General features: G+C 70.3%; 16 protein-coding genes. 14 read left to right on the forward strand and 2 right to left on the reverse strand.

Going from position 1 to position 13289, the window contains the following annotated elements:
• The first annotated feature begins 295 nt into the window (after window positions 1-295).
• The gene (locus AMY39116_RS47170) at window positions 296-628 is read left to right on the forward strand and encodes a hypothetical protein (protein ID WP_020419074.1); all 333 of its coding nucleotides are present in this window, start codon (window positions 296-298) and stop codon (window positions 626-628) included.
• Window positions 629-630: 2 nt separating this feature from the next.
• On the opposite strand, the gene AMY39116_RS0318230 is transcribed toward AMY39116_RS47170, so the two are convergent.
• Window positions 631-1008 carry a helix-turn-helix domain-containing protein gene (locus AMY39116_RS0318230; RefSeq protein ID WP_020419075.1) on the reverse strand — a complete coding sequence of 126 codons (378 nt, stop codon included), beginning with the start codon at window positions 1006-1008 and terminating at the stop codon, window positions 631-633.
• 47 nt (window positions 1009-1055) lie between these two features.
• Complete coding sequence (locus AMY39116_RS0318235; RefSeq protein ID WP_020419076.1) at window positions 1056-1790, reverse strand: GntR family transcriptional regulator; 735 nt, start codon at window positions 1788-1790, stop codon at window positions 1056-1058.
• A 235-nt stretch (window positions 1791-2025) separates the two neighbouring features.
• Between AMY39116_RS0318235 and AMY39116_RS43145 the strand changes: the two genes are divergently transcribed.
• The 13 genes from AMY39116_RS43145 to AMY39116_RS0318300 all read left to right on the forward strand — a co-directional run bounded on the left by AMY39116_RS43145 (window position 2026) and on the right by AMY39116_RS0318300 (window position 13288).
• Window positions 2026-3183 (forward strand): alcohol dehydrogenase catalytic domain-containing protein, encoded by a 1158-nt coding sequence (locus AMY39116_RS43145; RefSeq protein ID WP_202961438.1) that lies wholly within the window; start codon window positions 2026-2028, stop codon window positions 3181-3183.
• Window positions 3180-4097: a fumarylacetoacetate hydrolase family protein gene (locus AMY39116_RS0318245; RefSeq protein ID WP_020419078.1), complete on the forward strand. Its 918-nt coding sequence runs from the start codon at window positions 3180-3182 to the stop codon at window positions 4095-4097. The genes AMY39116_RS43145 and AMY39116_RS0318245 overlap by 4 nt, the downstream gene beginning before the upstream one ends.
• Window positions 4094-4834, forward strand: coding sequence for an SDR family NAD(P)-dependent oxidoreductase (locus AMY39116_RS0318250; protein ID WP_020419079.1), 741 nt, complete (start codon window positions 4094-4096; stop codon window positions 4832-4834). Before AMY39116_RS0318245 ends, AMY39116_RS0318250 begins: the two co-directional genes overlap by 4 nt.
• 15 nt (window positions 4835-4849) lie before the next feature.
• A complete protein-coding gene (locus AMY39116_RS0318255) occupies window positions 4850-5758 on the forward strand; it encodes a VOC family protein (protein ID WP_020419080.1) in 909 nt (302 codons plus the stop codon).
• 32 nt (window positions 5759-5790) lie between these two features.
• Complete coding sequence (locus tag AMY39116_RS0318260) at window positions 5791-6252, forward strand: SRPBCC family protein (RefSeq protein ID WP_020419081.1); 462 nt, start codon at window positions 5791-5793, stop codon at window positions 6250-6252.
• On the forward strand, window positions 6249-6635 hold the full coding sequence (locus AMY39116_RS0318265; protein WP_020419082.1) for a nuclear transport factor 2 family protein: 387 nt from the start codon (window positions 6249-6251) through the stop codon (window positions 6633-6635). Before AMY39116_RS0318260 ends, AMY39116_RS0318265 begins: the two co-directional genes overlap by 4 nt.
• 3 nt (window positions 6636-6638) lie before the next feature.
• Window positions 6639-7805, forward strand: coding sequence for an NAD(P)/FAD-dependent oxidoreductase (locus tag AMY39116_RS0318270; RefSeq protein WP_027936034.1), 1167 nt, complete (start codon window positions 6639-6641; stop codon window positions 7803-7805).
• Between the two features lie 19 nt (window positions 7806-7824).
• Entirely contained in the window at window positions 7825-8847 is a 1023-nt protein-coding gene (locus AMY39116_RS43150) for a VOC family protein (RefSeq protein WP_051123555.1), read from the forward strand.
• A gap of 14 nt (window positions 8848-8861) precedes the next feature.
• Window positions 8862-9650, forward strand: a complete 789-nt coding sequence (locus AMY39116_RS43155) for an IclR family transcriptional regulator (protein ID WP_020419085.1) — start codon at window positions 8862-8864, stop codon at window positions 9648-9650.
• A 28-nt stretch (window positions 9651-9678) separates the two neighbouring features.
• Entirely contained in the window at window positions 9679-10512 is an 834-nt protein-coding gene (locus AMY39116_RS0318285; RefSeq protein WP_027936035.1) for a mycofactocin-coupled SDR family oxidoreductase, read from the forward strand.
• Window positions 10513-10608: 96 nt separating this feature from the next.
• Window positions 10609-11256 carry an isochorismatase family protein gene (locus tag AMY39116_RS0318290; protein ID WP_020419087.1) on the forward strand — a complete coding sequence of 216 codons (648 nt, stop codon included), beginning with the start codon at window positions 10609-10611 and terminating at the stop codon, window positions 11254-11256.
• Window positions 11257-11309: 53 nt separating this feature from the next.
• Window positions 11310-12194, forward strand: a complete 885-nt coding sequence (locus tag AMY39116_RS0318295) for an LLM class flavin-dependent oxidoreductase (RefSeq protein WP_020419088.1) — start codon at window positions 11310-11312, stop codon at window positions 12192-12194.
• Between the two features lie 8 nt (window positions 12195-12202).
• Window positions 12203-13288, forward strand: a complete 1086-nt coding sequence (locus tag AMY39116_RS0318300; RefSeq protein ID WP_020419089.1) for an LLM class flavin-dependent oxidoreductase — start codon at window positions 12203-12205, stop codon at window positions 13286-13288.
• Window position 13289 lies beyond the last annotated feature (1 nt).

Consider the following 13289-nt stretch of genomic DNA (forward strand, 5'->3'; position numbering starts at 1 on the left):
GCCGCGCTCACCACGCCGTCCGTCCAAGAGGTGCAAGATCAGTACTGCAGCCGCGGCAGCGTCCGGCGCATGGTGGCAGGCTGGGACACCGGCGCCGTGCTCGGCGCGGACGAGATCGAGTTCGTCGGGTCCCGGGACGGTTCTACCTCGGCACCGTCGGCGAGACCGGCTGGCCCTACGTCCAATACCGCGGCGGCCCGCCCGGCTTCCTGAAGGTGCTTGGCACCGAGGGCTCCGCGACCTCGATCGGCTGGGCGGATCTCCGCGGCACCGTCAGTACATCTCGATGAGAAACGTGACGGCTTCGAACCGGGTGTCGTTGTTCCTGATGGACTACGGGAACCGTCAGCGGCTGAAGATCCTGGGGGAGGCCCGCGTCGTCGACGCGCGTACGGACGAGGCGTCAGGCCTGCTCGCGCGGGTCGCAGTGCCGGGCTACCGGGCGCACGTCGAACGGGTCGTCGTGGTGCGGGTGCACGGCTACGACTGGGACTGCCCGCAGCACATCACGCCGCGCTGGACGCGGGCCGAACTCGAGCGCGCACTGGGTCGGCTCAGCACGGAGGTCGAGGACCTGCGCGAGGAGAACCGTCGGCTGCGGGAACGACTCGCCATCGAAAAGTCCTGACATCAGGCAGTTTCGACGTCGTGTTCCGCAGCGGTGAGCGGAAGGGCGCGTCCTTCCGCGTCCGTCGGAGCACCCGCCCAGACGCGCAGCGCATCCATCGCCGGACCCAGAGCTTCGCCACGTTCGGTGAGGCGGTAAGAGACGGCGACGGGTGGACCGGGTTCCACCTCACGCAGGACCAGCCCGGCTTCCTGGAGCTCGGTCAGCCGTTCGGTGAGCACTCGCCGCGACAGCTGCGGAACCGCGGCGGCCAGCTCGCTGAACCGGGCCGGCCGCTGCAACAACAGGTCGATGAGCAACCCGGTCCAGCGCTTGCCGAGCAAGCCGAAGACCTGCTCGGTGTAGTGGCACGCGTGCAGCGGTCGCCAGGTCTCGGCCATGGCGCCAGAATACAACCAAGTTCTGATAAGTAACTGCTGGGTCGGTTTCACCGGTCGGTCAGGACGAGGTTGAGTGCGGCGCGGGTCGCCACGGCGTCGAGCCGGGGGGCGATGTCCGCCATGGCCGTGAACGCGGTGCGTGCGAGGTGCTGGGCGATCGTGGTGACCGCGAGGTCGTGGTCCCGGGCGCGAAAGGCCTCGACGAGCACCTCGTGGTCGGCGTCCCAGCGGCCGGTGGCCTGGGGGTGGCCCAGTTTCGCCAGCCGGAGGAAGCGCTCGGCGCGATCGCTCAAACCGGCGAGCGCGTCCAGGAGCATGGGTGCTCCCTCGGTGGTGAGCACGTGGAACTCGCGGTGTGCCTGCTGCCAGCGGTCGATGTCCTCCTCCGCCGAGTACTGGCGCATCTGCGCGAGTGACTTGGCCAGGCGTTCCACGAGCTCCGGGGTCGCGCTGCGGACGGAGATGCTCACCGCGACCGATTCCAGCATCACCCGCGAGGTGTAGACGGCGTCGACCTCGCCGGGGTCGATCGCCCGGACGACGGCCCGCTGGTCCGGCTTGTTTTCGATCAGGCCTTCCTCCTGGAGGAGGCGGAAGGCCTCGCGCATCGGCGTGCGGCTCACCTTGAGCTTGCGTGCGAGCGCGGCCTGCAGGAGCGGCGCGCCGGGAGGCAGCTCCCCGCTCAGGATCATCGCCCGGACGGCGGCGTGGACATCGAGGGCGAGGCGGCGTCCCGGCCTGCCCTCCCCTGGCTCGGAGTCTTCGGCGGCGTTCTCGCTCATGTGCACAGTGTATCCAGGTCGAGACTTTCTCGGGTGGGGTGACAGTGATCTTTTGGCAGATCGCGTGCTGGTCTCGCTCGAAAGATCCAGTGGCAACGTCTTCCACAGGTCGACCGAAGTGTGTACAGTTTGGTGCAGTGCGAGACCGGACTGCGGACGGAAGTCCGCTAAAGGCCCTGCTCGGCAGGGTGGCAGGAAGAGGAATCCTCGCCGACTGGAAGCAAGGAGGACACAGATGTCCCGATCGCTAGCCGCGGCGCAAGCGCCCTGGCCCGTCGTCGGCGACGGTGAAGCCGGTTTGCCGGAGCGGATGCGGGTGATGTCGTTCGACCACTTCGGCGATCCGGATGTCCTGCAGATGCACGAGGTGGATACACCTCAGCCCGGGCCGGGGGAGGTGGCCGTCCGCGTGGCAGCCGTGAGCGTCGGCCGGCTCCTGGATCTCAGCGCCCGTGCCGGGACGCACCCGTACGCCCGGATCACGCTGCCGCACATCCTGGGCGCCGAGCACGCGGGCACGGTCGCCGCGGTCGGGGCGGGGGTCGACTCGGTCCGTCCCGGTGACCTCGTGGCCGTCGTCCCGATTCTGACCTGCGGGACCTGCGCGGCGTGCGCGGACGGCGCTCTCGAAGCCTGCGCCTCCACCCGGATCATGGGGGTGCACACCCGCGGTGCCTATGCGGAATACACGGTCGTCCCGGCGGCCAACGCGCTGGTGGTCCCAGCCGGGGTGGGGCCCGTGGAGGCGACGGCGCTGGTCTGGTCCGGGGCGGTCGCGGAGAACCAGTTCGAGCACGCCGGGTTGAAGCCCGGTGAGTGGGTTCTGGTGCACGGGGCTTCGTCCGCGCTGGGGTCGCTGACCGCGGCGCTGGCCGTGCACCACGGTGCCCGGGTGATCGCGGGGTCGCGGTCGGCGGCCAAGCGGGAACGCCTGGCCGGGGAGCTGAAGGCCGAGGCGGTGGTCGATCCCACCGACCCCACCTTCGGGGAACAGGTGCGGGCGCTGACCGGCAGCGCCGGTGTCGACCTGGTCATCGACAACCTCGGCGATCCCGCGATCTGGAGCGCGACGATGGACGTGCTCGCGATGCGCGGCCGCGTGGTCACCTCAGGAGCCTTCCTCGGCGGGAAGGTCGAGCTGGACCTGCTGCGGCTGTACTCCCGGTCGCAGCGCGTCATCGGCGTGCGCAGCGGGAACCTGCGCAGCGCGCGCCGGGTCTGGTCGGCCGTGGAAGCCGGATTCCGCCCGGTGATCGACCGGACCTTCCCGATCGCGGAAGCCGCCTCGGCCCACCGCTACCTCGAAGCCTCCGCCAACACCGGCCGCGTCGTGCTGACGACGGCCGACGACGACTGGGCCGCGGCCCCGGAAACCCGAAGGAACTCCTCATGACGTGGTCACTGGTCACTTACCGCGGCGGCGGATCCGGGGACGGCACTGCCGTCGGCCTCCGGGAAGCCGACGGAACGGTGCGTGCCCTGCCGCACTATGCGGGACGGACCCTGCTGGACCTGCTCGAGGACTGGCCGGCCGCGGCGAAGGAGCTGCGCACGATCGAGGTCTCCCGTCTTCCGCTGGCCGGGCAGGTGCGGCTCGACGCGCCGATCCGCTTCCCGCGCAAGGTCGTCTGCGCCGGCGCGAACTACTTCGCGCACCTCGCGGAGATGAAGGTCGACCGGCCCGATCCGGTGGGAGCGCCGTACTTCTTCCTCAAGCCGCCGTCCACTGCGGTCATCGGCCCGGACGACCCGATCGTCCTGCCGGACCGTCCCGGACGGCGGATCGACTGGGAAGCCGAGCTGGGCGTCGTCATCGGCCGGCAGGCTCGCGACCTCGACGAGGCGGACGTCGCCGACCACATCGCCGGCTACACCATCGTCAACGACGTGTCCGCCCGCGACCGGCTGAGCCGCCCCGACGCCGTGGCACCGCCCTTCGGATTCGACTGGACCTCGGCCAAGGGCGAGGACACGTTCTGCCCAACCGGCCCCGGCGTGACGCCGGCCTGGTTCGTGGACGACCCGCAGGACCTTCGAATCAGGCTGACCGTGAACGGCATCGTGAAGCAGGACTCCAGCACCGACGACATGATGAATAGCGCGTTCGCCGTGGTCGCGGCGGCGAGCCAAATCATGACGCTGGAACCGGGGGACATCGTCGCGACCGGCAGTCCCGCCGGCGTCGGGGCGCCTCGCGGAGAGTTCCTGCAGCCTGGCGACGAAGTCGTGATCGAGATCGACGGACTCGGGACGCTCCGCAACCCGGTGGCCGACGGCGCCGTCGAGAGCCCGCGGAGGATCGCGTGAACCACGAGTTCGCCGGCAAGGTCGCGTTCGTCACCGGAGCGGCCGGGGGCATTGGGCGCTCGAGTGCCCTCGCGTTCGCGGCACGCGGTGCTTCGGTCGTCGTCTGCGACTTGGCAGACCCGAGCGGCACCGCGGCCGAAGCTGCCGAGCACGGCGTCGAAGTCCGGTCGCTTCAAGTGGATGTGGGTGATGCCGCCGCGGTGCGCGACGCGGTCGCCGCCGCCGTCGAGACGTTCGGCCGGCTGGACTTCGCGCACAACAACGCCGGGACCTTCTCGCCGGCGCCCTTGGCGGACCTCGGCGAGGACGACTGGCACCGAGTCATCTCGGTCAATCTGAGTGGCGTCTTCGCCGGGATGAAGTACCAGATCCCGCACCTGCTGGAGACCCGCGGCGCCATCGTCAACACCGCTTCGATCTGGTGCGAACAGGGTTCGGCGGCCCAGGCCGCCTACGTCGCGAGCAAGCACGGCGTGGCCGGCCTGACCAGAACCGCGGCCATCGACTACGGCGGCCGGGGAATCCGGATCAACGCCGTTGCCCCGGGCCCGATCCGGACCGCCATGACTGCCGCCGTCCCCACGGAAGCGATGGCCCCCGTCATCGGCCGGACCACCCTCGGGCGCTACGGCGAAGCGCCCGAAGTCGCCGAAGCCGTCGTCTGGCTCTGCTCGTCCGCCGCCGCGTACGTCAACGGCGTCGTGCTGCCCGTCGACGGCGGCTACCTCGCCGCCTGATCCCAAGGAGTTCCCATGATCACCGACAACGCGGCCGCCCGCGTTTCCAAGCTCGGCTACGTCGAATTCACCACGCCGGACGTCGACCGTTTGACCGAGTACTACCGCACCTGCCTCGGTCTGCACATCGAGGACCGCTCGCCTGACGTCGTCTACCTGAACACCGGACTGGACCACCACAGCGTCGTGATCCGCAAGGGCGAGGCAGGCGCCCGCACGTCGGTGGGCTACGAGGTCGTCCGCGACCTCGACGACGCGCACAAGCGCCTGGCCGCCGCGGGGTACGAGGTGTCGCGACGCAGCGACATCGCGCCGAGCACGCCGGACGTCCTCGTCCTGGCCGAGCCCGGGACGGACGTTCCACTGCACCTGTACGAATCGCAGGCACCGGCGGAGGGCGGAGCCGAACCCAGCCCGGCGTACCGGCCGACCAAGCTCGGCCACGTCGCGGCGTTCAGCCCGAGCCTGAAGCAGATCCAGGGTTTCTACCAGGACCTCCTGGGCTTCCGCTGGTCGGACACCATCGGCGACTTCTTCGTCTTCCTCCGGTGCAACGCCGACCACCACGCGGCGAACTTCCTGGAGAGCACGAAGTTCTCCGGCATGCACCACGTCGCCTACGAGATGCGCGACCTCAACCACCTGCAGACGACGCTGGACCACCTGGCGCGCAACGACTTCCGGCTGCACTGGGGTCCGGGCCGGCATGGTCCCGGGCACAACGTGTTCACCTACCACCGCGACCCCGACGGCAACACCATCGAGCTGTTCACCCAGCTCGACCAGATGATCGACGAGGCCAACGGCTACTTCGAGCCCCGGCCCTGGCACGAAGACCGGCCCCAGGTCCCCAAGACGTGGGAGGTCGACATCGCCACCGCCAACGCGTGGGGCCCCGTCCTTCCGGAAATCCTCGATCACTGATCCAGCAACTCGCACAACGACGTGGAGGAACCATGATCTTCAGTGAACTGACCCTGCCCGCCAACCCGCCGGGCGCCCAGCCGCTCGACCGCGAGCAAATCTGGCAGGGGCTGGAGCAGAAAGCGGTGAACGCCGTCCCCTACGTGGAGGCGATCACCTCCTGCCGCGAGATCGCGCGGCAGAGCCCGACCGTGTTCGACCGGGAAATCGAACTGCGGGGCGCCCGGTACGTGGAGCGGGTGTGGCTAGACCAGCCGAACCGCGTGGTGTTCACCCGGCTCGAAGGGCCGGTGCTGGGCACCATCACCAACGAGATCCTCGAGCAGAACGGCGAGCTGTCCCTGCGGTTCCAGTTCGCGCTGGCCGCCCGGCCGGGCGACGAGCTGCCCGTCACGGACCAGGAGCTGGCCCACGACATGGCCACCGCGTACCAGGCGGCCGTCGAGACGACCCTGGCCGCGGTGCGGTCGCGGATCTCGGAGCCGGTCCGATGACGGGGGGCGCGGCGACAGCCGTCGAGGTCCCGGCCTGGGTGAGCGACTTCTACGCCAAGGTCGACGCCTGCGACACCGAGGCCGTGCTCGCGGGTTTCGCCCCGGACGCACGCATGACCTACGGCGCGAACGCCCCGATGCCCGGCCACGACGCCATCCGCGCGGGCCTGGACTGGTTGTTCACCAGCTACCGCAGGATCGAACACGAGTTCCTCAACGTCTGGGCTGCCGGACCGGTCATGCTGCTGGAAGCCAACGTCACCTACGGGTGCCCCGACGGCCGCGACGTCACCGTGCCGGCGCTGACTGTGATCGAACACCGCGACGGGCTCATCGACGACCTGCGCGTCTTCATCGACCCGACCCCGACCCAGGCCGCGTGAACCATGGACCGTCCAGACATCGCTGTGATCGGCGCCGGAATCGGCGGGCTGACCCTGGGCCTGGCGCTGCGCCGGCACGGGATCCGCGTACGGATCTACGAACAGGCACCCGAGCTCGCCGAGGTCGGCGCCGCGGTGGCACTGGCCGCCAACGGCACGCGCATCCTGCGTGAACTCGGCCTCAGGGCCGCGTTGGAACCGCCGTCGGCGGTCCCGACGGAGCTGATCTATCGCCACTGGGCCCAGGGTGGCCGGGTCGCTGCCCACCCGGTGGGCAGGTGGTACGAGGAACGCTTCGGAGCCCCGTTCTGGGGCGTGCACCGGGCTCACCTCCAGCGGGCCCTCGCCGAGGCCTGGGGGACCGATGACCTCCACCTCGGCAAGGAGCTGACCGGCCTCCACCGGGAGGGCGATCGGAGCGAGTTGGTGTTCGCCGACGGTTCCACCGCCACGGCCGGACTCGTGGTCGGAGCCGACGGCATCCGATCGCGGGTGCGCGCGTCGATCACCGACGTGGTTCCCGTCTATTCGGGAACGAGCGGGTTTCGGGGTTTGGTCACGCGGGACGCCGTGCCCAACCTGCCGGACCCGGACGCCGTCCAGTTCTGGATGGGGCCCGGTGCGCACCTGCTGCACTACGCGACGGGCCAGTTCATCAACTTCCTCGCTGTCGTCGAGGGGCCCGAACGGTGGGACGCGCAGGGCGGGACGGCGGAAGCCGCCGACGGCACCCTGGCCGAGGCGTTCCGGGACTGGCACCCCGCCATCCGAACCATGGTCGAGGCGGTACCCCAAAGTCCCCGGTGGGGCCTCTTCGCGCTGCCACCGCTGGCGCGGTGGAGCGCGGACGGAGTGGTGCTGCTCGGCGACGCCGCCCACGCCATGCTGCCCCACCACGGCCAAGGCGCGAACCAGACCATCGAGGACGCCGCGGTCCTCGCCGGCTGCCTGCACCGGTACGACGACGTCTCGGTGGCGCTGAAGGCCTACGAACGCCTGCGCCGCTGCCGGACCCGTCAGGTGCAGCGCAGCTCCTGGGTGACCTCGTCGCTGCTGCACCTGCCCGACGGCGACGCCGCCGCCACCCGTGATCGGCGGTTGTCGAACCTCGTCGACGACTTCAGCTGGATCCACGCCTACGACCACCGCGAACCGCTGCTCCAAGCCTGAGCCCGTGAAAGGCACCACCATGACCACACGCGACACCGCCGCCGCCCGGTTCGAGCTGGCGCACATGGCCCACGCCGAGCTGTACACCCCGGACGTCGAGGGCAGCCTCTGGTTCTTCACGCAGCTGCTGGGCATGCGCGAGACCGGCCGTCACGAGGATTCGGTGTACCTGCGCTGCTACGAGGATCCCTACCACCACAGCCTCAAGCTGACCGAACGGGACCGGCCCGGCCTCGGCAACGTCGGCTGGCGCACCACCTCGGCCGAGGCCCTCGAACGCCGCGCCGCGGCGCTCGACGCCGCCGGGCTCGGCCTGGGGTGGACGAAGGGCGACCTCGGGGTGGGCCGCACCTTCGCGTTCCAGAGCCCCGACGGGCACCCGATGGAACTGGTGTGGGAGGTCGAAAAGTACACCGCCCCCACCGAACTGCGCAGCCGCATCCTGACCCGCCGCTCGAAGCGGCCGCTCCAGGGCCTGCCGCCGCGCCGGCTCGACCACGTCAACCTGATGGCCTCCGACGTCACTGTCCAAAAGGAACTGTTCGAGCGCACCCTCGGGTTCGGCACCCGGGAGCGGGTCGTCGACAGCGCCTCCGGCGGCACCGAGATCGGCGCGTGGATGAGCGTCAACGCCCTCGGCCACGAAATGGCGATCATGCGCGACCAGACCGGCACCAAGGGGCGGCTGCACCACCTCGCGTTCTGGTACGGCGTGCCGCAGCACAATTCCGACGCCGCCGAGCTGTGCCGCGAGTACGGCATCCAGATCGAGGCCGGACCGGACGTGCACGGCATCACCCAGGGTGCCTTCCTGTACGTGTTCGAACCCGGTGGCAACCGCATCGAGTTGTTCGGCAACTCCGGCATCCTGCAGTTCGAACCCGACCACGAGACCGTGACCTGGGACCTGTCGGACTTCGACACCGGCCTGGCGATCGGCGGCGGCACCCTGCCTGCCGAGACCTACTTCGTCTACGGCACCCCCGGGATCGACGGCCAGGACAAGCTTCTCGCCGGCTGGCAGGACCGGGCGCTCGTCTGACGGCCGCGATGAGGATGCCGGAACCAGCGCCGTCCGAGGATTCGGTGCTCGGCCGCTGCATGCAGCTGCTGGACGCGTTCCGCCCGGACGACGACGCCCTCACCCTGGCCGAGCTGCACCGCCGCACGGGGATGCCGAAGCCCACCGCCTACCGGCTGCTCAACCAGCTCGTCGGCTGGCGGCTGCTCGCCCGGGAGGCGAACGGCTACCGGCTCGGGCTGCGGCTGTTCGAACTCGGCCAGCTCGTTCCGCGGCAGCGGGGAATCCCGGATGTCGTGTCCCCGGTCCTGGCCCGGCTGCACGCGGGCACCGGGCTCACCGTGCACCTCGCGGTGCTCGACCGGACCGAGGTCGTGTACCTGCACAAACTGCAGGCCCCGGACGGGCCGCCGATGTCCTCGCGTGTCGGCGGCCGCATGCCCGCACACTGCACGGCGGTCGGCAAGGCGGTGCTCGCGCACGCCCCGACGGAGTACACCCACGCCGTCCTCGACAAGGGTTTGCGTCGCCAGTCGCCGCGCACGATTGTCGCCCCGGCAGTGTTCCTCGGCCAGCTGGAAACCGCGCGGCGCCACGGGTATGCCCGCGATGACGAGGAGTCGAAGATCGGCGTCTCCTGCGTGGCGGCACCGGTGTTCGACGCCGGTCACCACGTGGTCGGCGCGGTGTCGGTGACCGCCCGGACCCACGACATCCACCGCGCGTCGTCGGTCCGGGCGGTCCGCTTGGCCGCCGCGGAGGCCTCGCAACGGCTTTCCTCGAACCAATTCACCACGCACGGACTCGATCGCGCCTTCGCGTGAAAGCCTTCGCAGCACCCCAGGGAGAACAGTGACAGCACGCATGACGGGCAAGGTCGCCCTGATTTCCGGCGCGGCTCGTGGGCAGGGACGCAACCACGCCGTGCGGTTCGCGGAGGAAGGCGCCGACATCATCGCGTTCGACGTGGCGGCCGCGGTGCCCGCGCAAGGGGCGCCGGCGGCGTCACCGGCAGACCTGGCCGAAACCGTGCGCCTGGTGGAACGGCTCGGCCGCCGCATCATCGCCACCCGGGCCGACGTCCGGGACCCGGACGCCGTCGCCGAACTGGTGGACCGCGGCGTCGCCGAGCTCGGTGGCCTGGACGTCGTCGTGGCCAACGCCGGTATCCAGGGCCAACCCGGGCCGGCGGCACGGACGACCGCGGCGGACTGGCAAGCGGTCATCGACACCGACCTCAGCGGAGTGTTCCACACCGTGCGCCCGGCGATCACCCACCTCGTGGCACGCGGGGGCGGGGCGATCGTCATCACCAGCTCGTCGATCGGGCTGCGGTCGGTGCCGAACCTCGCTCCCTACGGTGCGGCCAAAGCCGGACTGACCGGGCTGATGCGGACGCTGGCACTGGAGCTCGCGGAGCATTCGATCCGGGTCAACTGCGTCAACCCGACCACTGTCGGCACTCCGATGTTGCTGAACCCCACCAACTTCGCGCTCTTCCGGCCCGATCTGGAGAGCCCGGGGGAGGACGACGTGCTACCGGTCTACCGGTCGCTCAACGCGTTACCGGTCGCCTACCTCGATCCCGACGACGTCAGCAACGCCGTGCTGTTCCTCGCATCGGACGAGGGGCGCTACATCACCGGGGTCGCACTCCCGGTCGACGCGGGTTACGCGGTGAAGTGACCGCGTGTCGCGCACGTCACGCTCCGAAGGTTGCCGCCGCGAGTTTTAAAAAGTAACTTGGTTTTATCAGGTTCGTCCGTAGAGAGGTTGCCCGACATGACCGCGAACACCTACCCCGCCGCCCGCCTCGACCGGAAACGTGCCGCCCTGCTGCTCGTCGACCACCAGGTCGGCCTGCTGCTCGGAGTGCACGACCACGATCAGGAGGAGCTTCGGCGCAACGTGCTGGCGCTCGCCAAGATCGCGAAGGCGCAAGACCTGCCGGTGATCGTCACGACCAGCGCTGACGAAGGCGCGAACGGCCGGCTGTTGCCGGAACTGCAGGCCCTCCTGCCCGGCGTCCGGGTGGTGCGCCGTCCCGGGGAGATCGACGCCTTCGGCAACGCCGAGTTCGAGGCGGCCGTTCGCGCCACCGGCCGCGACCAGCTGATCGTCGCCGGCATCAGCACCGACGTGTGCGTCGCGTTCGCCGCGCTGTCCGGGGTCGCCAAGGGCTACCAGGTGCACGCGGTGCTCGACGCCTCCGGCACGTGGAACGCGCTGGCCTCGCAAGCGGCCGCGCTTCGGATGCAGGCCGCCGGGGTGGTGCTGAACAGCACGGTCGCGGTCGCCGCCGAGCTGCTGCACGACTGGCGGGAGCAGGGCGGCGCCGAGCTGGCCGGGATCTTCGCCGAGCACGCCTTGCCGTTCTACGGTTCGCTGGTCTCCTTCGTCGCTTCCCAGCCGGAACCCGCGGGCGTCTGACCGCGACGGGCCCCCGGCCCGCCGGGGGCCCGCTCACCCACCAGGAGCAGATCATGGCCCTTCCCGTCCTGTTCGGAGCCAACGTCGACCCGGTGTGGCGGCAACCGGACGCACCACTGCGCCAGGCGCGAGCGGCCGAACGGCTCGGGCTCGATCTGGTGACGGTGCAGGATCACCCGTACCAGTCCGCCTTCTACGACACCTGGACGCTGGTCACCTACCTGGTGGCGAGCACCGAGCGCGTCACGCTGGTCCCCACCGTGTCCTCACTGCCGTTGCGCCCGCCCGCAGTGCTGGCGAAGTCGGCCGCGAGCCTCGACCTGCTGTCCGGCGGGCGGATTCAGCTCGGACTCGGCGCCGGTGCCTTCTGGGAGGCGATCGAGGCGATGGGCGGTCCGCGGCGCGACCGGAAGGAAGCGGTCGACGCCCTGGCCGAGGCCGTGACCGTGGTCCGCGCGATGTGGAGCGGGGAACGCAGCGTGCGCACCACCGGCCGGTACTACGCCCTGTCCGGCGTGCACCCGGGGCCGCGGCCGGGTCGCGGCCTCGGCCTGTGGCTCGGCGCGTACGGGCCGCGGACGCTGGCACTGACCGGTGCCCGCGCCGACGGCTGGCTCCCGTCGCACGCCTACCTCGGGCTCGACCGCCTCGGCGACGCTGTCCGCCGGATCGACGACGCGGCCGCCGGAGCCGGCCGGGACCCGGCGGGCATCCGCAAGGTTTACAACGTTTCCGGGGTCATCGGCGGCGCCGATCGCGGCGCGTTCCACGGCCCACTGTCCCGGTGGCGCGACGACGTCGTCACGAGCATCACCGAGCACGGCATGAACGGCATCGTCTTCTGGCCCGGCGACGACCACGAACGCCAGCTGGAGATCTTCGCCGAGGAACTCGTCCCCCTCGTGCGCGAAGACCTCGCCACGGCACAGGCGGAATAGGAGTCACCATGCAGTTCGGCATCTTCACGATCGGCGATCTCGCGCGGAATCCCGCGACGGGAGTCGCGCCGACCGAAACCGAGCGCATCAAATCGATGATCCGCATCGCGGTCAAAGCCGAGGAGGTCGGCCTCGACGTCGTCGCGACAGGGGAGCACCACAACCCACCGTTCGTGCCCTCGTCACCGACCACGCTGCTGGGCTTCGTCGCCGCGCGCACGAGCCGGATCCTGTTGTCGACCTCGACGACGCTGATCACCACGAACGACCCGGTGAAGATCGCCGAGGACTACGCGACGCTGCAGCACCTGGCTGACGGCCGCGTCGACCTCATGCTGGGCCGTGGCAACACGGGGCCGGTGTACCCGTGGTTCGGCAAGGACATCCGCGACGGAATCGCCCTGGCGGTCGAGAACTACGCCCTGCTGCGGCGATTGTGGCGCGAGGACGTCGTCGACTGGACGGGAAAGTTCCGCACCCCGCTGCGGGGGTTCACCTCCACGCCGCGGCCGTTGGACGGTGTACCGCCGTTCGTCTGGCACGGGTCGATCCGCAGCCCGGAGATCGCCGAGCAGGCCGCTTACTACGGCGACGGCTTCTTCCACAACAACATCTTCTGGCCGGTCGACCACACGCGCCGCATGGTCTCGTTCTACCGCGAACGGTTCGAGCACCACGGTCACGGCCCGGCGGACACGGCGATCGTCGGCCTCGGCGGGCAGGTGTTCCTCCGCGCGAACTCCCAGGACGCCATCCGGGAGTTCCGGCCGTTCTTCGACCACTCGCCGGTCTACGGCGGCGGCCCGTCGCTCGAGGAAACGATGGACCAGACCCCGTTGTCGGTCGGCAGCCCCCAGCAGGTCATCGACCGCACGATGCGCTTCCGCGAGGACTTCGGCGACTACCAGCGGCAGTTGTTCAACGTGGACGGCATGGGGCTGCCGCTGAAGACCGCGCTGGACCAGCTCGAGATCCTCGGCAGTGAAGTGGTTCCGGTGCTGCGTAAGGAGATGGAGTCGTTGCGGCCGTCGCACGTGCCGGACGCGCCGACCCACGCGTCGCTGAAGGCCGCCGCCGAGCGGGCAGGGGAGTAGC

This window comes from Amycolatopsis sp. ATCC 39116 (assembly GCF_000231075.2).
Lineage (GTDB): Bacteria > Actinomycetota > Actinomycetes > Mycobacteriales > Pseudonocardiaceae > Amycolatopsis_E > Amycolatopsis_E tucumanensis.